This window comes from Methylobacterium sp. E-041, from assembly GCF_022829665.1.
In the GTDB taxonomy this organism is placed as follows: Bacteria; Pseudomonadota; Alphaproteobacteria; order Rhizobiales; family Beijerinckiaceae; genus Methylobacterium.
The window spans coordinates 1-20,012 of the sequence record NZ_JAKSYQ010000253.1; the positions used below are offsets into that span (position 1 = coordinate 1).

Annotated in this window: 17 protein-coding genes and 1 pseudogene; 6 read left to right on the forward strand and 12 right to left on the reverse strand. The window is 67.7% G+C overall.

The features are described from left to right. Positions 1–1,292: 1,292 nt before the first annotated feature. The gene (locus MKK70_RS23080) at positions 1,293–1,559 is read left to right on the forward strand and encodes a hypothetical protein (protein ID WP_243932557.1); all 267 of its coding nucleotides are present in this window, start codon (positions 1,293–1,295) and stop codon (positions 1,557–1,559) included. 230 nt (positions 1,560–1,789) lie between these two features. Here the strand turns inward: MKK70_RS23080 and MKK70_RS23085 are convergent, their stop codons facing one another. Beyond that, positions 1,790–2,578: an EAL domain-containing protein gene (locus MKK70_RS23085; protein ID WP_243950185.1), complete on the reverse strand. Its 789-nt coding sequence runs from the start codon at positions 2,576–2,578 to the stop codon at positions 1,790–1,792. Positions 2,579–2,749: 171 nt separating this feature from the next. Continuing rightward, positions 2,750–2,908: pseudogene (locus tag MKK70_RS23090) on the reverse strand (tyrosine-type recombinase/integrase); the annotation flags it as partial. Positions 2,909–3,376: 468 nt separating this feature from the next. Here MKK70_RS23090 and MKK70_RS23095 point away from each other — a divergent pair. Continuing rightward, entirely contained in the window at positions 3,377–4,636 is a 1,260-nt protein-coding gene (locus MKK70_RS23095) for a DUF2252 domain-containing protein (RefSeq protein ID WP_279603777.1), read from the forward strand. Between the two features lie 32 nt (positions 4,637–4,668). Here the strand turns inward: MKK70_RS23095 and MKK70_RS23100 are convergent, their stop codons facing one another. Then, positions 4,669–6,213: a helicase HerA-like domain-containing protein gene (locus tag MKK70_RS23100; protein WP_243950187.1), complete on the reverse strand. Its 1,545-nt coding sequence runs from the start codon at positions 6,211–6,213 to the stop codon at positions 4,669–4,671. Positions 6,214–6,350: 137 nt separating this feature from the next. Between MKK70_RS23100 and MKK70_RS23105 the strand changes: the two genes are divergently transcribed. Both MKK70_RS23105 and MKK70_RS23110 read left to right on the forward strand, forming a co-directional pair. Further along, positions 6,351–6,737, forward strand: coding sequence for a DUF2780 domain-containing protein (locus MKK70_RS23105; protein WP_147726661.1), 387 nt, complete (start codon positions 6,351–6,353; stop codon positions 6,735–6,737). 151 nt (positions 6,738–6,888) lie between these two features. Continuing rightward, positions 6,889–7,914, forward strand: a complete 1,026-nt coding sequence (locus tag MKK70_RS23110; RefSeq protein WP_147726659.1) for a GNAT family N-acetyltransferase — start codon at positions 6,889–6,891, stop codon at positions 7,912–7,914. Positions 7,915–7,977: 63 nt separating this feature from the next. Here the strand turns inward: MKK70_RS23110 and MKK70_RS23115 are convergent, their stop codons facing one another. After that, positions 7,978–9,150 (reverse strand): zinc-dependent alcohol dehydrogenase, encoded by a 1,173-nt coding sequence (locus MKK70_RS23115; RefSeq protein ID WP_147842965.1) that lies wholly within the window; start codon positions 9,148–9,150, stop codon positions 7,978–7,980. A 201-nt stretch (positions 9,151–9,351) separates the two neighbouring features. Here MKK70_RS23115 and MKK70_RS23120 point away from each other — a divergent pair, with 201 nt between their 5' ends. After that, positions 9,352–9,975 (forward strand): glutathione S-transferase family protein, encoded by a 624-nt coding sequence (locus MKK70_RS23120; RefSeq protein ID WP_243950189.1) that lies wholly within the window; start codon positions 9,352–9,354, stop codon positions 9,973–9,975. A 146-nt stretch (positions 9,976–10,121) separates the two neighbouring features. On the opposite strand, the gene MKK70_RS23125 is transcribed toward MKK70_RS23120, so the two are convergent. Together MKK70_RS23125 and ilvD are read right to left on the reverse strand one after the other, a co-directional pair. After that, positions 10,122–11,018, reverse strand: coding sequence for a tetratricopeptide repeat protein (locus MKK70_RS23125; protein WP_243950191.1), 897 nt, complete (start codon positions 11,016–11,018; stop codon positions 10,122–10,124). Beyond that, entirely contained in the window at positions 11,005–12,735 is a 1,731-nt protein-coding gene (ilvD, locus tag MKK70_RS23130; protein ID WP_243950193.1) for a dihydroxy-acid dehydratase, read from the reverse strand. The genes MKK70_RS23125 and ilvD overlap by 14 nt, the downstream gene beginning before the upstream one ends. 599 nt (positions 12,736–13,334) lie before the next feature. On the opposite strand from ilvD, the gene MKK70_RS23135 reads away from it, so the two are divergent. Next, positions 13,335–13,862, forward strand: a complete 528-nt coding sequence (locus tag MKK70_RS23135; RefSeq protein ID WP_147842961.1) for a hypothetical protein — start codon at positions 13,335–13,337, stop codon at positions 13,860–13,862. A gap of 10 nt (positions 13,863–13,872) precedes the next feature. Here MKK70_RS23135 and eutC read toward each other — a convergent pair whose 3' ends face one another. The 6 genes from eutC to MKK70_RS23165 all read right to left on the reverse strand — a co-directional run bounded on the left by eutC (position 13,873) and on the right by MKK70_RS23165 (position 19,990). After that, positions 13,873–14,649: an ethanolamine ammonia-lyase subunit EutC gene (gene eutC / locus MKK70_RS23140; RefSeq protein WP_243950195.1), complete on the reverse strand. Its 777-nt coding sequence runs from the start codon at positions 14,647–14,649 to the stop codon at positions 13,873–13,875. Beyond that, a complete protein-coding gene (locus tag MKK70_RS23145; protein WP_243950197.1) occupies positions 14,646–16,028 on the reverse strand; it encodes an ethanolamine ammonia-lyase subunit EutB in 1,383 nt (460 codons plus the stop codon). Before MKK70_RS23145 ends, eutC begins: the two co-directional genes overlap by 4 nt. 81 nt (positions 16,029–16,109) lie before the next feature. After that, on the reverse strand, positions 16,110–16,970 hold the full coding sequence (locus MKK70_RS23150; protein WP_243950199.1) for a transglutaminase-like domain-containing protein: 861 nt from the start codon (positions 16,968–16,970) through the stop codon (positions 16,110–16,112). A gap of 85 nt (positions 16,971–17,055) precedes the next feature. Then, positions 17,056–17,670, reverse strand: coding sequence for a lactate utilization protein C (locus MKK70_RS23155; protein ID WP_243950201.1), 615 nt, complete (start codon positions 17,668–17,670; stop codon positions 17,056–17,058). Then, positions 17,667–19,250 (reverse strand): lactate utilization protein B, encoded by a 1,584-nt coding sequence (locus MKK70_RS23160; protein ID WP_147726216.1) that lies wholly within the window; start codon positions 19,248–19,250, stop codon positions 17,667–17,669. Before MKK70_RS23160 ends, MKK70_RS23155 begins: the two co-directional genes overlap by 4 nt. Next, positions 19,247–19,990, reverse strand: coding sequence for a (Fe-S)-binding protein (locus MKK70_RS23165; RefSeq protein WP_147726217.1), 744 nt, complete (start codon positions 19,988–19,990; stop codon positions 19,247–19,249). The genes MKK70_RS23160 and MKK70_RS23165 overlap by 4 nt, the downstream gene beginning before the upstream one ends. Positions 19,991–20,012: the final 22 nt, after the last annotated feature.

The window sequence follows — 20,012 nt, forward strand, 5'->3', positions numbered from 1 at the left end:
CCTGGCAAACGGCCTGCTGATCGCCGTGCTGGTGCGCCTTGATACCCCCGAGCACGAGGTGGGCCCGGGCTGGTTCGTGGAGGCGGCCTTCGGACGGCTCGTTGGTATCTCAGCGCCGATCTTCGCCACGCTGGAGGAGGCCACGCGATGGCTACGCCAGCACCGAAAGGCGTGACTTAAACAGGATTGGTGCTGCAAAGTTCACCCAATGGCTGGACAGGCGAAGTAGCACTGACGATCCTGGTCAAACACCATACCGTGATGGCCGAACTGTCGCGGGATCGATCGCGTACAGCGCCTGTTGTCAGACGCTCCAGGATTTTCCTGCCGCATCTCCATCGTCTGGAATTACAGTGATTAAAATTTTGCTCGCCGCTGCTGTTGCGGCCGTGCTCTCTACGCCTGCCTTCGCCCAGTATCAGGATGTGCCCGCAAGCACGGGTGAGGTCGGCCCGCGTGGCGTGCCTGGTGTCGTGACCCGCCAGCCAGGTTCGACTGGCGAAGAGGGTGCTGCTACTTACTCACCAACTGGACGTGCCGAGGATGGAATTTCGGACGACTCGGCGGCTTCCGGCAACGAGGGGCAGCCTTCACGCCTAGGCTCGACCGGTAGCGGTGGCGGAAGGTAACATCTTCGGTACTATCAGTCTGCCGTGACCCTTCAGCCCGCCCAATTCGCCGCGGCGGGTTTTGCATACCGCCAACTGGGCAAGCTGTTGGTCTGAATACTCAATTAGATAGAATCAGGCATCCTAAGCTATGAGACGTTCATACCAAGCGAGCCGAGCGTTCGTCCCATAAATGTCACCGTGAAGATTTGTAGCTTTGTACCGCCCATTCGCGGCAATCTCGTCAATTGGTTAGAATTCCGCCAGATAAATCATATCTTTTGATCCCTTATGATTTGTTTATTGCACCCATAAGGTCGCACGTCTGGACCTCTCGGTCACGCTGCTTGTTCTGTTTTTACGTCCATCATATTTGGGCGAGCGAGGTTTATAAGTGTCAGAACATACCTCTGGTCAGGACAGTCGTCAGGGCAAGCGTGGCAGACCAGCCCTCTATGTCTTGATCGTAAGCGTCGGATTGATGCTCACTTCCTTGGCTGGGCTGATGATCTGGCAGGGAGCGAATTCTCGTGCCGATTACGCCAGCCAGAGCCAAGCCGCGTCGCGTAAGCAGATTACCGGGTCCGAAAGCGGCAGATCGGATGTCACGTCATCTGCGAACAGCAGTGGTGTCCCTGGCGGCAATCCAGCCTATCCGCAGCCAGCCGCACGCAGGGCCAACCAATGAAATCGGCCAAGACGACGACCGCGGATGTGGTCGAAATCGCGGTGCTCGCGCGCGCCAAGCGCAACTTCCAAAACAACGGCTTGGGAGATCGAATGTGGGGTACCCCCGGCGCTGCAAATGAGCCTCCGCTCAGCGAAGCTTTTCTTCTGAGCGACGATCAACGTGCTGACTTCATCGCAGCCGCACGAGCGGAGATTGAGGCCGAGAATGGCTCTTCACTTCATGCAGACGCAAGCGTCTCTTTATCTAAGGCCAAGCCATAAGTTTCGGTATCAGTGCGCTGTACGGGAGCCGCGACGATGCGCAGTCGGCGAAAGGCACATTGATCGCATCTGGCATCCTCGAGGGCGTGACCCGTCTTGTCGTTTGCCCTGCCATACCTCCGGTCGGCTGCGGCGAGCGATTGCATGGCACATGGCAGTCTCCCAGGCATTACGGGCTGGGCGTTTGTGGCCACCTGTGACTGCGTAGCGTGTCAGGATACGTTGAACGGTCAGGCTGCGTGAGATTGATGCGCGTCGACTGGTGGCATGACATCAGGAAGCCACACCTGCGGAAGGCTGGCCACGGCCGGCTTAGCAAAAAGATATCCTTGAAACAGACGGATGCCAGTCGAATATAGGGTCGTCAGTTCGGCCTCGGTCTCAATGCCTTCAGCAATCACTGCCACGTTTAGCTGGCGTGCCATCGTAACCACACCAGTAACGATGGTGTGACGTGCGAGAGAGGTTGCGATGCCGCGAACTAACTCCATGTCGAGTTTGATGAAGTCAGGTTGAAAGCTTGCCAACAGATTGAGGCCGGCATACCCAGCACCGAAGTCGTCGAGCGCCGTGGCAAAACCGTGCTTACGATACTCGGTGATGATCCGCTGGACGTGGGCAATGTCCGTCATGCGCTCGTTCTCCGTGAACTCGAACATGATCTGCCGGCGAGCGAAGCCGACGCGATGGGCGGCGTCGAGGGTCGCACGGATGCAGGCTGCAGGCTCATACACGGCGTTCGGCATAAAGTTGATCGATAGCCGCGTTTCCTGATCAGAGAACAAGGAGGCGGCAAGTTCGATCGCTTTGACGCGACAGGCTTGGTCGAACTTGTACCGGTTGCTCTCGTCTACCATGCCGAGGATCTGCCCCGCTCCCTGCCCCTCAGTTCCTCGAACCAAAGCTTCATAGCCCCAGACGGTATTCTGCCGGAGATCAAGTATGGGGTGGAACGCCATCGTAAACTCGAAAGGCAGTGGCTTCCCGTCGCGGCACCCCTGGCATTTCATCGTAGTCATCACAGCCGCTCCACCTACATGTGATGAAACTAGATGCGTGTAATGAAATCTAAGTAAACATGTTAATTTTGATCAAATGATCAAATCCCATGCAATGGGCCATGACACGAATGCGCAGGAAAAAATTATGATATGATGGCCTGCTTCTGTTCACCCTCCCCGCGGGGCAGTTTAGAGGAACCCGCTCCCTGCATGATCTTTGAAGGCGTTTGCCCGGTGGACGTACCCGAGGACGGTCCGGGGGTCGCGGTGGCCTGACACTTCCATGATGCGCGCGAGGTCGGCCCCGTGCTCGGCCGCCGTCGTCACGAACCCGGTCCGCAGGCTGTGCCCACCGAACGCGGCCGGGCAGGTAACTCCATCGAGGCGCTAGTCACCGAAGCCATGCACGAAATTCTTGCAAAACACAGCCGGTAAAAGGTGCACCAGAGTTGGACTGACGTGCTACGCGTTCCCGCTCCCGCCTGTGATCCGGCATTCCGCTCGGCCAACGTTAGTCCGGCGCTTTCAATTTGCCATCGTGCCGCTAGCTTCATTTGCAGCGAGCGGTTGAGGTCGATGGAGCGGTCAGCACACTTTATGTACATCACACCACTGCTCAACGATCAGCAAGAGGCTCTGGTCAAAGCCGCCGAAGAAGCGGTTTTGGAGCCATTGGCAGACTTTCCACATATCGAGCTGCGTTCAGGTGTGGAGCCGTGGGACAAGCGGCGCACCGCCGGCAAGATCCTACGTATCGAAATTCCTCATAAAGCTCATTCCGTTTCGAATGTTAGCGCGGATCGTCCAGACCCAGTGATGCTGATCGAGGCAGCACATGAGGGCCGGCAGTCGCACCTCATTCCTCTCCGCATCGCCCGCATGGCTTCCTCACCATTCGCTTTCCTGCGTGGGGCTGCCCAGGTTATGGCCTGGGACCTCGCTCATGGTCCTCGCACCGCAATCGATGTGGTTTTGAACGGGGACGCACACATTTCCAATTTCGGCTTGTTCGGAACCCCACAAGGCGATGTCGTATTGGATCTCAACGACTTCGATGAGGTCACAGTTGGACCGTGGGAGTGGGATCTCAAGCGGCTTTGTGCAAGCATCGAGGTGGCAGCTCGCGACGCTGACGTGCCCCCATCTGAGCGTCGGGAGGCGACGCTGAGCGCCGTGGCGGGCTACCAGCACACGATGAACGATCTTGCCCCTCGCGGATCGCTCGAAGTCTGGCAGTCCGCATCGCGAGCCGACGATCTTGTCTTCGCCGGAATCGAGATCGATGCACGCTCTCAAGCGGTCGTGACCAAGGCCGTTGGGAAGGCTCGGCGGAAGACTAATGAGAGTCTGCTGGCCCGCGTCGGGGAACGTCGTACAGATGGTGGTTGGCGGTTCCGCGAGGATGCGCCGATCCTCGTTCGGGTTGATGATGCCACGCGCGAGGCTGTGACGTCCGGGTTGGAACGCTATGCTGAGACGCTGCCGCGCGAGCGCCGGTTCATGCTGAACCGCTACCACGTGGTCGACGTCGCCCACCGCGTCGTCGGGGTCGGCAGCGTCGGGACCCGCGCCTACGTGGCGCTGCTCTGCGGCAACTCGGACCAGGACGTGCTCTTCCTCCAGGTGAAGGAGGCGGTGCGCCCGGCCCATGCCCCCTACCTGCCCGGCATGCCGGAGCCCTATGCCAGCCACGAGGGCGAGCGGGTGATCTACGGCCAGCGCCTGCTCCAGGGCGTCGGCGACCCGCTGCTCGGCTGGACCACGATCGCCGACCGCCCGTTCTACGTGCGGCAGATGAAGAACATGAAGGGCGAGATCCCGGTCTCCTGCATGACCGGGCAGCCGCTGCTGTACTTCTCCTGGGCCTACGGCGCGCTGCTCGCCCGCGCGCATGCCCGCACCGGCGACGCGGCGGCCATCGCCGGCTATTGCGGCAAGGACCGCCACGCCGACCTGCGCGAGGCGCTGGCCGACTGGGCGCACGCCTACGGCGACCGGAACGCGGCGGACTACCAGGCCTTCCTCGCCGCGATCAAGGCGGGCCGGCTCGAGGCGGCACCCGATCCCTGCCTGTGACCCGGCGCGGCCCGCGCCGCGCCCGCTCCCTGCTACCGCTTCGTCAGCCCGCCGAGCACGTTGCGCAGGATCGCGTTGCCGACCTGGGTGCCGACGCTTCGCGCCATGGAGCGCGCCGCGTTCGACACGACCTGCTCGGCGAGGCTCTGCGGCGCCTTGCGGCCCCCCTTGCCGCCACCCTTGGCGGCGGGCGTGCCGAACACGCTGCCCATGATGCCGCCGAGGAACCCGCCGAGGCCGCCTTCCGAGGCCTGCGCCGCTTCCGCCGGGGCGGCGTCGAGATTCTTGCGCTTGGCCAGCATCTCGTAGGCGCTCTCGCTGTCGATCGCCTCATCGTACTTGCCGCGCAGGGGGCTCCGGGCGATCAGGTCAGCGCGCTCGGCCGGCGTCAGCGGGCCGACGCGCCCCTGGGGCGGCGCGATCAGGGCGCGCTCGACCACCGAGGGCGTGCCCTTCGGCTCCAGGAAGCTGACCAGGGCCTCGCCGACGCCGAGCTGGGTGATCGCCTCCGCGACGTCGAAGCCGGGATTCTGCCGGAAGGTCTCCGCGGCGGCCTTCACGGCGCGCTGGTCGCGGGGGGTGAAGGCGCGCAGCGCGTGCTGGACCCGGTTGCCGAGCTGGCCCAGCACCGTCTCGGGCACGTCGAGGGGGTTCTGCGTCACGAAGTAGACGCCGACGCCCTTCGAGCGGATCAGCCGCACCACCTGCTCGACCGCGTCCAGCAGCGCCTTCGGCGCATCGTTGAACAGCAGGTGCGCCTCGTCGAAGAAGAACACCAGCTTCGGCTTGTCCAGGTCGCCCACATCGGGCAGCTGCTCGAACAGCTCGGAGAGCATCCACAGCAGGAACGAGGCGTAGAGCCGAGGCCGCTGCATCAGCTTGTCGGCGGCCAGGATGTTGACGACGCCGCGCCCGTCGCGGTCGGTCCGCATGAAGTCCTCGAGGTTGAGGGCCGGCTCGCCGAAGAACCGGTCGGCGTTCTGGTTCTCGAGCATCAGGAGCTGGCGCTGGATCGCGCCGACCGACGCCGCCGAGACGTTGCCGTACTGGCCGGAGATCGTCTTGAGGTTCTCCGAGCAGAAGGCCAGCAGCGCGCGCAGGTCCTTCAGGTCGATCACCGGCCACTGGTTCTCGTCGGCGACGCGGAAGGCGATGTTGAGGACGCCCTCCTGCGTGTCGTTGAGCTCGAGCAGCCGCGCCAGCAGCAGCGGCCCCATCTCGGTCACGGTGCAGCGGATCGGATGGCCCTGCTCGCCGAACAGGTCCCAGAACACGGTCGGGAAGCGGTCGGGCTCGTAGGCGATGCCGAGTTCCTCGGCGCGCTTGACGAAGACCGGCTTGGATTCCCCGGCCGCCGCCAAGCCCGAGAGGTCGCCCTTCACGTCCGCCGCGAAGACCGGGACGCCGGCATTGGAGAAGCCCTCGGCCATCACCTGCAGCGTCACGGTCTTGCCGGTGCCGGTCGCGCCGGCCACCAGCCCGTGCCGGTTGGCGAGCTTGAGCGTCAGCACCTCGGGCTTCGGCGCGCCGGTCTTCGGGATGCTTTTTCCAACGAGGATGCTGCCGTCGCCCGCCATCACGCCCAATCCCCTTCGCACCACCGGTGAAGGTTATGCCGGCCGAAGACCGGCTTTGCCAGATGCGCGGCCGTTTTGCTTGATTTCTGCTTCCCTAAGCCCGAAGGACGAGGAAACACCCTCGGGAGCTGCCGATCATGGAAGAACTCATCGCCCGCGTGACCAACCGCACCGGGCTCGATGCCGCGACGGCGCAGACCGCGATCGGGCACATCCTGGCGTTCCTCCAGAAGGAGGGCCCCGCCACGGAGGTGAGCCAGCTGATGGCGGCGATGCCGGGCGCCGAATCCCTGGTCGCGACCTCGAACGCCGACGAGGGCGGCGGCGGCCTCATGGGCATGCTCGGCGGCATGATGGGCGGCGGCGTGATGGCGCTCGGCCAGAAGCTGATGGCGGCCGGCGTGCCGATGGGCCAGATGCAGCCGCTCGGCCAGGAGCTGTTCGCCTACGGCCGCGAGAAGGCCGGCGAGGACGTGATGGGGCCGATCGTCGGCTCCGTCCCCGGCCTCAGCCAGTTCGTCTGAGACCGGACGGCCTTCGGGCTCGCGGGACGCTCACGGGCGCCGGCGCGGGCCTGTCATAAAAGCGTGCGGCCTTCGTGATTGTGTCCGGTTCCAGGGCCTGGAGCCGGCCGCCCCGCGGGGGCGCGCTCCCGACCCGGAATGGGCGTCGACCATGGTCGCGAAGTTTACGCGTGGGGCCTCCGCCGCTTGGGACGCGATCCGGGCCAACGGCTGGGACAGCGTCGAGTCCCCCATCGCGAAGCTGAAGCGCAAGTCGGCCGACGGCACCCTGCCCGGCTTCGGTGGCCGCAGCCTGACCCCGCCCGGCGCCACGCCGATCCGCTTCAAGGCCAAGGGTGCGGGCAAGCCCCTCCCCGAGCTGGGCCCGAGCCTCGGCCGCATCGGCAGCCTCGAGGTGTGCCTCGCCACCCGCAAGTCCGAGATCCGCCGGGCGCAGCGGCTGCGCTACCAGGTGTTCTACGAGGAGATGTCTGCGATCCCCAGCGGCATGGCGATGCTGTCGCGGCGCGACGTCGACGCCTACGATGCGGTCTGCGACCACCTCCTGGTGATCGATCACGCCGCGACCGACGCGAAGCCGTTCCGCAAGGCGCGGCCCAAGGTGGTCGGCACTTATCGCCTGCTCCGCGGCGAGGCTGCCGAGCGCCATTTCGGCTTCTACTCGGCCTCCGAGTTCGACATCGCGCCGCTGCTCGCGGCCCATCCCGGCAAGCGCCTGCTCGAGCTCGGCCGCTCCTGCGTGCTGAAGCCCTATCGCACCAAGCGCACGGTCGAGCTGCTCTGGGCCGGCATCTACGCCTACGTGCTGCACCACCGCATCGACGCGCTGATCGGCTGCGCCAGCCTCGACGGCACCGATCCCGCCCGCCTCGCGCTGCCCCTGAGCTTCCTGCACCACCATGCCCGTGCGCCCGACGGCTGGCGGGCCCGGGCGCTTCCCGAGCGCTACGTGCCGATGGACCGGCTCGACCGCGAGGCGATCGACCCGAAGGCCGCCCTGCAGGCGCTGCCGCCGCTGATCAAGGGCTATCTCCGCGTCGGCGCCACCTTCGGCGACGGGGCGGTGATCGACCGCCAGTTCGGCACCACCGACGTCTTCGTCGTGCTGCCGGTGACGGCGATCGGCACGCGCTACCTCGGCCACTTCGCGCCGACGGCGAACGCGCGGGCGGCGTGAGCCCCCGCGGCGAGCGACGCCGGCGACGGTCCGTTCCGGACCGCGCCAGCATCGCCCCGTCGGTCAGTTCGGGTGGAACACGACCTTCACGCAACCGTCCTTCTTGTCCCGGAACGTCTTGTAGAGGTCCGGCCCGTCGGCGAGGTTGGTGGAGCGGTGGGTGATCATCGACGTCATGTCGATCTTCCCCTCCTGGATCAGCTTGGTCAGCGTCTCCAGGTAGCGCTTCACGTGGGTCTGCCCGCTCTTCATGGTCAGGCCCTTCTGGACGATCATGCCCATGTTGACCGGGATCGGGCCGCCGTAGACGCCGGGCACCGAGACGATGCCGCAGGGGCGCACCGCCTTGATCGCCTCCATCAGGGCGTAGGGCCGCTCGGTCGAGGTCAGCTTCTCCTGGATCGTGTTGACGAGGCTGGCCACGCCATGGCCGGCGCTGGCCTCCATGCCGACGCAGTCGATGACGCCGTCGGCGCCCTCGCCCTTGCTGATCTCCTTGATCCGCTCGAACACGTCTTCCTTCGCGTAGTCGATGATGTCGGTCGCGCCGTAGGTGCGGGCGAGCGCCAGGCGCTCGGGCACCGTGTCGATCGCGATGATGCGCTCGGCGCCCATGATCTTGGCGGACTGGATCGCGAACAGGCCGACCGGGCCCGCGCCCCAGACCGCGATGATCTCGCCGCCCTTGATCTCGCAATGCTCGGCGCCCTGCCATCCGGTCGGCAGGATGTCGGTGAGGAACAGCAGCGACTCGTCGTCGACGCCCTCGGGCGCCAGCATCGGCGCCACGTCGGCCATCGGCACGCGCACGTACTCGGCCTGCCCGCCGCCGTAGCCGCCGGTGAGGTGCGAGTAGCCGAACAGGCCGGCGGTGGTGTAGCCGAACTGGGCGGCGGCCATGGCGGCGTTGCGGTTCGAGCGCTGGCAGACGGAGTAGTTCCCGAGCCGGCACTGGCGGCATTCGCCGCAATTGATGTTGAACGGCACGACCACGCGGTCGCCCTTCCTGAACTTGGTGAAGCCCTGCCCGACCTCGACGACCTCGCCCATGAACTCGTGGCCGAGCACGTCGCCCGCCTCCATGGTCGGCATCTGGCCGTCCATCAGGTGGAGGTCGGAGCCGCAGATGGCGCAGGACGTCACCTTGATGATGATGTCGCGCGCATCCTCGATCCGCGGATCGGGGACCGTGTCACAGCGGATGTCGCCCTTGCCGTGCCAGCACAGCGCTTTCATGGAAATCCTCTCGTGACGGCGGAATCGCGGCCCACGGAGGTGCGGGCTCGTGCGGGTAAGTGCCCGATCGTACGGCCAAGTTCCGATGGCCCGTCGAATGGCCGCAGCGGTCCGACCGCATCCGGGGGGCCGGTCGCGGCCGTGCCGCCGGGATCCGTGCTACGAGGCGCCCTCCGCAAACCCGATGGGTCCAGAACCAGCATGATCGTCTACGGCACCGGCTATTCGCCCTACGTCCGCAAGATCCTCGTGGCGCTCGCCGAGAAGGGCGTGCCCTACGAGCACGTGCCCTGCATGTTCCACGCGCCCGATGCGGCGTTCCAGGCGGCGAGCCCGCTCGGCAAGATCCCGGCGATCGACGACGACGGCTTCAAGCTCGCCGATTCCTCCGCGATCCTGTGGTACCTGGAGCGCAAGCACCCGGACCCGGCGCTGATGCCGGCCGACGCGAAGGCGCTCGGCCGCGCGGTCTGGTACGACAAGTTCGGCGACACGGAGCTGTTCGGCCCGCTGGTCGTGGCGTTCCGCGAGCGGGTGCTGAAGCCCAACATGATGGGCAGGCCCTGCGACGACGCCGCGGTCGCCAAGTCGCTCGACACCGACCTGCCGCCGCTGTTCGACCATCTCGAGGGTCGGATCGACGGCGCGTTCCTGGTCGGCGACGCCTTCTCGATCGCCGACATCGCGATCGCGACCGGCTTCTACAACTTCCACCTCGCGGACGCGAAGATCGACGCCGCCCGCTGGCCGAAGCTCGCGGCCTACGTCGACGGCATCCTGGCGCGCCCGTCCTTCGTCACGGCCATGGCCGCGCGCAAGGGCTGAGCGCCGTCCGATAGACCGCGTTACTGATGGACTCGGTTCAGCGCGTCTCCCTCCCCCCTCGGCGGGGAGGGAGGAACCCGTGCCGGGTTCGATTCGCGTCGCGGGATATGACGTCGCCCCGGCCGGGCCGTCATGCCGGCCCGGGTTCAGCGGCGGCGCTTGATCGAGCCCACCGTCTGCACTTGGGCCTGCGCCTCGGCGCGGTCCTCGTCGCTGGCCGCTGCCCAGTTCTTCTCGTAGAGCGCGACGATCCACGCGTCCTTGGGCCCCTCGACGCCCTCGCGGGCCAGCGAGAGCCACATCAGGCCACGGGCGCGCTGCACCGGCACGCCGCCCATGCCGTTCATCAGCATGTCGCCCAAGAGCGCCTGGGCCGGGTGGTGGCCCTTCTCGGCGGCGAGGTTGAACCAGCGCGCGGCCTGGCGCGCGTCGGCCTCGACGCCGGTGCCGTCGAGGTAGAGGCGGGCGAGGTTGTACTGCGCGTTCGGGTCGCCGAAATACGACGCCGCGTAGTTGAACATGTCGTAGGCCCGCTCGGGGTTCGGGCGCACGTAGGTGCCCTTGATCCCGTCGAGGAAGTAGCTGCCGAGCGCGGTGAAGGCGCTCGCCGTCACCGCCGAGGTCTGCGCGTCGGGCCCGTCGTCGGTGCCGGAATCGGCGATCCGCGAAAAGAACTCGAACGCCTTCAGGTCGTCGTGCGGGACGCCGTCGCCCTCGGCGTACATCCGGCCGAGCTTCCACAGGGCGAGCGCGTGGCCCTGGTCGGCGGCGTATTCGAGCGCGCGGGCCGCGCCCTCCTTGTCGCCGGCATTGTACTCGCGCACGCCGGCCCGCAGGGCGTCCTTGGCGCTGCGGTAGCTCTTCTCCGGCACGGGCGTGCGGACGCTGGCGTCGAGCGCCTCCGTCGCCGGCGTGCCGGCGAGCAGGGTCGCGACCGCCGTCGCGGCGAGCGCGAGGCCGCGCAGGTGCACGTTCAGCCCGCCGCGGGACCGACGGGGATCGGCCCGGTCCGGCCGGTCGCGGTCGGTCCTAGACGTCCGCATAGCTCTGGATCTCCTCGGCGCCGCCCGGATGGGTCACGGCGCCGTTCACGGCGGGTCCGACGGTCTGCGCGTACTTCCAGAGGTAGCCGGAGGTCGCGGAATTGGTCCGCGGCGTCCACGCCTTGCGGCGCGCGTCGAGCTCGGCGTCGGAGAGCGCCACGTCGAGGGTGCCCTTGATCGCGTCGAGCGTGATCATGTCGCCGTCGCGCAGCAGCCCGATCGGCCCGCCCACCGCCGCCTCGGGCCCGACATGGCCGACGCAGAAGCCGCGGGTGGCGCCGGAGAAGCGCCCGTCGGTGATGAGGGCGACCTTGTCGCCCATGCCCTGGCCGTAGAGCGCGGCGGTGGTGGACAGCATCTCGCGCATGCCGGGGCCGCCCTTCGGGCCCTCGTAGCGGATCACCAGGACCTCGCCCTCCTTGTAGGTGCGCTTCTGGACGGCCTCGAAGCAGGCCTCCTCGCCGTCGAACACCCGCGCCGGGCCGGTGAAGACCTGCTTGTCCAGCGGCATGCCGGCGACCTTCACGATCGCGCCCTCGGTGGCGAGGTTGCCCTTGAGGCCGACGACGCCGCCGGTCGGGGTGATCGGGCTGCCGGCCGAGCGGACCACGTCCTGGTCCGAGTTCCAGCGGACGTGCTCCATGTTCTCGGCGATGGTGCGGCCGGTCACCGTCATGCAGTCGCCGTGGATGAAGCCGTGGTCGAGCAGGGTCTTGATCAGGAGCGGGATGCCGCCGACCTCGAACATGTCCTTGGCGACGTAGCGGCCGCCCGGCTTCAGGTCGGCGACGTAGGGCGTGCGCCGGAAGATCTCGGCGACGTCGAACAGGTCGAACTTGATCCCGCACTCGTGCGCGATCGCCGGCAGGTGGAGCGCGGCGTTGGTCGAGCCGCCCGAGGCAGCCACCGCGGCGGCGGCGTTCTCCAGGGACTTGCGGGTGACGATGTCGCGCGGGCGGATGTTCTTGGCCAGCAGCTCCATCACCTTCTCGCCGGCGGTGGCGCAGAACTGGTCGCGGATCTCGTAAGGCGCCGGCGCGCCGGCCGAGTAGGGCAGCGCAAGGCCGATCGCCTCGGAGACGGTGGCCATGGTGTTGGCGGTGAACTGCGCGCCGCAGGCGCCGGCCGAGGGGCAGGCGACCTGCTCGAGCTCGTCGAGGTCGTCGAGGCTCATGTCGCCGACGGCGACCTTGCCGACCGCCTCGAACAGGTCCTGCACGGTGACCGGGCGGCCGCGGAACGAGCCCGGCAGGATCGAGCCGCCGTAGATGAAGATCGACGGCACGTTGAGGCGCACCATCGCCATCATCATGCCCGGCAGCGACTTGTCGCAGCCGGCGAGGCCGACCAGGGCGTCGTAGGCGTGGCCGCGCATGGTCAGCTCGACGGAATCGGCGATGACCTCGCGCGACGGCAGCGAGGCGCGCATGCCGGCGTGCCCCATGGCGATGCCGTCGGTGACGGTGATGGTGCAGAACTCGCGCGGGGTGCCGTGGGCGGCCGCGACGCCCTTCTTCACCGCCTGCGCCTGGCGCATCAGCGAGATGTTGCACGGGGCGGCCTCGTTCCAGCACGACGCCACGCCGACGAGCGGCTGGTGGATCTGCTGCTTGGTCAGGCCCATCGCATAGAGATACGAGCGGTGCGGCGCGCGGTCGGCCCCCTCCGTGACGTGGCGGCTCGGCAGCTTCGACTTGTCGTTCGTAGGCGCGTCCATGACCTGTCCCGCACCCCCGGGTCCGCTACGCATCGGCCGATCCCCGGCAGGGTGCGAACGACCGTCCCGCAGCGTCGACCGACGTTGCGCGAGGAGGCTCGACCACGCTCTTGGAATCGCTCGCAACCGAGCGGTAACCGGTTGGGGGAAAAGCCGTTTACCGCGGATGCTGAGGTGGTCCCGGTTTATGGCGGGATCGCGGCGGTTGAAGGCAGGTCTCGGGGCAAACCCGGGATGCTTTCGCGGTGTTGCGACCCCGCCACAGCCGCGTTTGGCTTGCTCGGCGCCCAGATATTCAGACGTGCGGGCCGGTGATCGTTCCGGACACGTGAGCGGGCGGCACTGCGTATGCTCGCATTGACGACGCATCTGTGCGAGCCATGGCCGAAGACGAAAGACGACCCTTGCGCGGAGGGCGGATGTTCACCCGCGATCCCTGGTTCGGCTTGCGAAGCCGACCACGGTTCGACGAGTTTCGACGATGGTGGCACCGCGAAAAAGCGAGGGCTGGGCTCGGCGATTTGACGACGCGGCGGGAGGCGGAGGATACTTACGCGGACTGGGCCAGTTCACATCCGCCGAAGGAGCGGTCGTAACGCATGGTCTCAAACACGCTCGTTCTGCCCCGGCAGTCTTCCGTCGCGGATGCCGCAGGCTCCGGTGATGAGGAAGCCCTGGTAGCCACGCTCGAAGACCTGAAGGGCCACGCGCCCTCCCCCGACGCCTTGAGGGACGTGGCGGAGATCCTGCAGTCCACACGCTCCCGCCGCGTGCGGAATACGGCTGCGTTGGCGCTGGCGGACTGCGGTCTTGCGGAGATGTCCGAGCCCATCGTCACGACCTTGCGGGACGAACGGGTCGCCGGAGAAGCGGGAACGCTTCTGTTCGCTCTCAGCGAGCTGGGCGGCACCCTGCCGCTTGACTTGGCCGCTCGGCTGATCGCGAAGGGATCGTACGAAGCGCGTGCCGAAACGCTGATCTTCTTCGAGCTTGGCCGCGTCGATCGCGCCGACGAGGAAACGTACCGATCGGCGAAAGCCGCGTTGGCGGCCTTATTGACCTCCGAGAACGCTGAAGTCGCAGAAGCGGCGGAGCTTGCCCTTTGCCTGCTGGATGCAACCGCCTGACGGGTATCGCTTACACGTCGATCATGTTCGCTTCTTGAGCCGCGGCGAGCGCGGCGTCGCTCTCGTCCTTCAGGGACACGCCGGTCAGCCCGCGGGCGAAGGCCTGGGTCAGGAGCCAGTCAAGCTTGAACGCGGCGAGCGGGTGCGAGAGCCCGGCGGGGCGGACGTTCGAGATGCAGTTGCGCTCGGCGTCCGAGCGGCCGGGGCGCGGCGCGAAGGTGAGGTAGATCCCGAGGCTGTCGGGCGAGGACAGGCCGGGACGCTCGCCGATCAGCACCGCCACCGCGCGGGCCTTGAGGGCGCTGCCGACGGCGTCGCCGAGCGCGACGCGGGCCTGCGTTGCGACGACCACCGGCGCGAGCCGCCAGCCGGCCCCGTCGGCATGCGGCTTGAAGGCCGCAAGGAAACCGGCCGCGCCCTCGTGCACGGCACGGGCCGACAACCCGTCGGCGACGACGATCGCGAGATCGACCGGATCGCCGGCGGCCTCTTCGAGGGCCTGGCGGCCCTCCTCCGCCAAGGCGCGCCCGAGGTCGGGCCGGCGCAGGTAGGTCGCGCGGTCGGCCGCCCGCGAGGCGACCCGGAGCGTCGCGAAACCCAACGCCGCGATCGCCCGTGCGATCGCATCGGCATCCATCGGCGCGTGCACGGCGTCGCGGGCCTGGGCGTGGGCGAGGCCGAAGCGCAGGACCTCGCGGGTCGGCAGGCCGCTCCCGGCCCGCCCGAGGCCGATCCGGGCGGGCGTCAGCCCGGCGAGCCGCGCCCAGACCTTCGCGTCCTCGCTCATGCGGCGAGCCCCGAAGCGTCGGCGAGCAGCGGCGATCCCGGCTCGGCGGGCAGCAGCGTGCCATGATCGTCCGTCATCCCGAGGGCGTGCAGCCACGCCTCGAACTCGGGGGCGCGCTTGAGGCCCAGAACCTCGCGGACGTAGAGGGAGTCGTGGAACGAGGTGGATTGGTAGTTCAGCATCACGTCGTCGGCGCCGGGCACGCCCATCACGTAGGTGCAGCCGGCCGCCCCCAGCAGCGTCAGCAGCACGTCCATGTCGTTCTGGTCGGCCTCGGCGTGGTTGGTGTAGCAGACGTCCACGCCGAGCGGGACGCCCATCAGCTTGCCGCAGAAGTGGTCCTCGAGCCCGGCGCGGATGATCTCCTTGCCGTCGTAGAGGTATTCCGGCCCGATGAAGCCGACGACGGTGTTGACCAGTAGGGGGCGGAACGGGCGCGCGACCGCGTAGGCCCGCGCCTCCAGGGTCTGCTGGTCGATGCCGTGATGGGCGTTCGCGGACAGCGCCGAGCCCTGCCCGGTCTCGAAATACATGCCGTTGTCGCCGACCGTCCCGCGCTTCAGCGCCAGCATCGCCTCGTGCGCCTCCTTCAGGATCGCCAGCGTGACGCCGAACCCGGCGTTGGCGCCCTGCGTGCCGGCGATCGACTGGAACACGAGGTCGACCGGCAGCCCACGGTTCATCGCCTCGAGGGTGGTGGTGACGTGGGTCAGCACGCAGCCCTGCGTCGGGATCGCATGGCGCCGGATGATCGCGTCGAGGAGGTGGAGGAGCTTGCCCAGCGCGGCCACCGAGTCCGAGGCCGGGTTGATGCCGATCACCGCGTCGCCGCAGCCGTAGGACAACCCGTCGAGGATCGCCGCCGTGATCCCGGCGGGATCGTCGGTCGGGTGGTTCGGCTGCAGCCGCACGGCCATCGTGCCGGGCAGGCCGATGGTGTTGCGGAACCGGGTCACCACCCGGCACTTCCGGGCGATCAGGATCAGGTCCTGGTTGCGCGAGATCTTCGAGACCGCCGCCGCCATCTCCGGCGTGATCCCGGGCGCGATTCGCGCCAGCGTCTCGCTGGTCGCGACGAGCAGGAATTCGCGAAAGTCGCCGACGGTGAGGTGCGCGATCTCGGCGAACGCCGCCGCATCGTGGCCGTCGAGGATCAGCCGGGTGACGTCGTCGTCCTCGTAGGCGATCAGGGGCTTGGCCAGGATCTCGCGCAGCGGCACGTCGGCGAGGCACCAGCGCGCGGCCGACCCCTCCTCCGCCGATTCCGCGGCGAGCCCCGCGAGCCGGTCGCCGGAGCGGACCGGCGTCGCCTTCGCCATCAGCTCGGCAAGGTCGGCGAACGCCCAGCTGCGCGGGCCGACGACGTGGCGGTAGGCCATGGAAGTCCTTTATCGAACCAGCGGCAGGCCCTCTCCGCGAGGGAAAGAGAAGCATATGCCCTCCGTGTTCGATGGCGAACCCTACGCCGCGCCCGCATGCGGCGCCGGCACCTCCGTCGAGATCGCGTCGACCGTGCGCTGGGGCGGGCTGCCGAGGCCGTCCGAGCGCGTGATGCGGATCTGCTGGTTGACCGGCTGCATGTTGCCGTAGGGCGTCGAGAACGCGATCTCGGCGGCATCCCGGCCGACGCCGATGCGCACTAGGCCGTCGAGATCGGCCTGGCGGGTCGCGTCGAACAGCCACCAGCGCCCGTCGAGATAGGCCTCGAACACCGCGTGGAAGTCGCTCGGCACCAGGCCGTGCGCGTAGCAGGACACGAAGCGGGCGGGGATGCCCAGCGCGCGGCAGAAGGCGGTGCCGATATGCGCGAAGTCGCGGCACACGCCCGCGCGCTTGAGCAGGCTCTCGTCGGCGGTGGTCTCGCCGTCGCTGGTGCCCGGCTTGTAGGTCATGTGGTCGTGGATCCAGTTGCAGATCTGGTTGACCCGTTGATGCCCCTTCGGCAGCGCGCCGAACTCGGCCTGGGCAAACGGCGTCAGCCGATCGGACGAGACGAAGCGGCTCGGCAGCAGGAAGGGCAGGATGTCGAGCGGCAGCGCCGAGATCGGCGTCTCGCTGATCGTCGCCGGGTCGGCTCGGTGGACGGTGAGCTCGACCTCAGCGTTGTATTCCAGCGCGAATTGGCCCATCGGCACGTTGACGCCGAGGTAACGGTTGAGCAGATCGGGCGTCGTGTAGATGTCGCGCTTCAGGTTCGGCGTCAGCACGAGGGATTCGCTGAGAATCTCAAGGCTTCGCAGGCGCGCGACCTCCAGGTTGAAGATGAAGGTCGTGTCCGAAAGGATGTTGTAGGACAGGCTGCAGCCGAGAGTGTAGCGCATCGGGCCTCCGTAGCGTTGCCGAGGGTCTAGCCCAAGCAAGGAGCACGCCCGTTCCGAGGTTCCCCGAGTTCGACGGCGCGATCGATCAGGCGGCCCGAACGTCGCGGCGCGGCAACAGGACGACGGTCAGCGAGCGCACGCCCTGCGCCCCGTGGATCAATACACCCTCGATGTCAGCGGTGGCGGAGGGGCCGGTGTGCAGGACGGCGTAGGCCGCTCCGGCGAAGTCCGGCCGCTTGTAGGCCGCCTGGACGTTGACGACGATGTCGGCGGGGTCGAGCAGCACCACGAGGTGCTGGGCGAGGTAGGCCACCGCGTTCACCACCAGCTCGGCCTCGGTGAACAACACCGATCCGGTCTCGGCGATGCCGAAGCGGGCGCGCACGATCGCGACGTCGACGTCGTCGACTGCCTGCGGCCGGGTGACGGCGGAGAGGTCGCGGTTGCCGGCATGTTCCGGCACGGCGGAGGCGACGACCTTCGCCGCGTCCAGGCGCTCGCGCACGTGGCCGAGCGGATCGCCGGCGGGGCCGGCCTCGACCACGAGCCCGCCCATTCGCTTCAGCGCCTCGGTGAAGGCCGCGACGTGGTCGTCGGCGACCAGCGGGGCGAAGACCGGGACCTGCGGCAGCGGGTGGTCGCCGGCCGGCCGGTTCCGGCGGATCGCGGCCAGCGTCGCCGCGCGGGTGCCGGCGCTCACGACACGTCCTTCTTCGCCGCGCCGGCCATGCGGTTCTGCTTGTACCAGGCGTGGAAGCTCTGCTTCGGGGCGTCGGGCATCTCGCGCTTCTTCCCCCAGGTGTTGAGCGGGTTGTAGACGGCGAAGCGCGGCAGCGCGCGCAGCGCCGAATCCGCCGTGCCGATCGCCGCGCGGTAGGCGGCCGGGCGGCTCAGCACCGCGCCGGCCGCCTTCATCATGCCTTGCTTCAGGAGCGGGATCTGGTGCTCCTCGGCCAGCACCTTGCGCCAGGCGAAGATCTGCTCGTGGATGTTGATCTTCACCGGGCAGACGTTGGTGCAGGAGCCGTTCATCGTCGAGGAGAACGGCAGCGTCGAGTATTTCCGCTTGTTGAAGGTCGGGTCGATGATCAGGCCGATCGGCCCGGCATAGGTCGCCCCGTAGGAGAGCCCGCCCGAGCGGCGGTAGACCGGGCAGGTGTTCATGCAGGCGCCGCAGCGGATGCATTTCAGCGAGGTCCAGAACTCCTCCATGCCGAGGCGCTCGGAGCGGCCGTTGTCGACCAGCACGTAGTGCATCTCGGTGCCCGGCCGCGGCCCGCGGAAATGCGAGGTGTACTGGGTGATCGGCGAGCCGAGCGCCGAGCGCGACAGCAGGCGGATGAAGACGCCGAGGTCCTCGATGCGCGGAATGATCTTCTCGATGCCGATCGAGTGGATCTGCAGCGGCGGCACGTTGCCGGAGAGGTCGGCGTTGCCCTCGTTGGTGCAGGTGACGACCGTGCCGGTCTCGGCGATGGCGAAGTTGCAGCCGGTCATCCCGGCATCGGCGTTGAGGATGTAGGGGCGCGTGGTCTCGCGCTGGCTCTCGGCGAGGTAGTGGGCGTCGTCGTTGTCCGGGTCGGTGCCCAGCGTCTTCGCGAAGACCTCGGCGACGTCCATCCGGGTCTTGTGGACGGCCGGCGCCACGATGTGGCTCGGCTCCTCGTTGTCGAGCTGCTGGATGCGCTCGCCGAGATCGGTCTCGATGATCTCGATCCCGCTGGCCGCCATGTGGTGCCGGAAGCCGCACTCCTCGGTGAGCATCGACTTCGACTTCACCAGCGTCCTCGCGCCGTGGCTGCGGAGGATCTCGAGCACGATGCGGTTGTGGTCGGCCCCGTCCGCGGCCCAGTGGACGTGGACGCCGTTGGCCTTCGCCGCCGCCTCGAACTGCTCGAGATAGGTATCGAGGCGGCTCAGCGTGTGCGCCTTGATGCTTGAGGCGATCTCGCGAAGCTCCTCCCATTCGGGGATGCCGTGGGCCGAGACGTCGCGCTTCTTGCGCAGGTCCCACAGGCGCTCGTCGTGCGCCGCCTGATGCAGCGGCGCGGCGAGGAAGCGCTCGGCGGCCTCGCCCTGGTCGATCGGCCGGTTGCCGCGGATCTTGGCCCCGCGCGGCTGCGGCTCGCGCGTCTTCGGCGCGGCGATCGGCTTCGAGGCCGCCTCGGCGTGCTGGAGGCGGCCGCCGTCCTGGTGGCGCTCGCTCTCGTCGACGGGCGCGCGGACCTCGGGATGGATCATGCCGCCGGTCTCGCGGGGCGTGAGATCTTCGATGCTCATGCGGCGGCTCCGTTGAGGACCTGCGCGATGTGGATGTACTTCAGCGGCACGCCGAGGCGCTCGGCGCAGCCCTTCTGGTGCATCATGCACGAGGAATCGGCCGAGACGACGTAGGCCGCCCCGGCGCGCGCCTGATCGGTCACCTTGTCGTAGCCCATCTTGGCGGAGACCGCCGGCTCGAACACCGAGAAGGTGCCGCCGAAGCCGCAGCACTCGTCGGGCCGCGTCAGCGACACGATCTCGATGCCCTTCACCTTGGAGAGCAGGTCGAGCGGCTTCGAGTAGGGCGGCGCGACGATCTCGGAGGGCCGGGCGTGGTGGATGCCGCGCAGGGCATTGCAGTTCGAGTGGTAGGCGACCTTGTGCGGGAACGACGCCCAGGGGAATTCCTCGATCTTCAGCACGTCGTGCAGGAACTCGACCAGCTCGAAGGTCTTGCGCCGCACGCCGACCACCTCCTCCGTCTGCGGGATCGCGGTGAGGTGCTCGCGGACCTGGTGCACGCAGCTGCCCGAGGGCGCGACGACGTAATCGAACGGGGCGAAGTTCTTGACGAACAGGGCTTCCGTGGCGGCGGCCTCCGCGTGGCAGCCGGTGTTGGTCATCGGCTGGCCGCAGCAGGTCTGGTCGAACGGGTACGCCACATCGAGCCCGAGTCGCTCCAGCAGTTCGAGCGTGGCGATGCCGACCTCCGGCTCGAAGGCGTCGACGTAACAGGGGACGAACAGTCCGATCCGCATGTTCCTGCCATCTTCCTCGGCC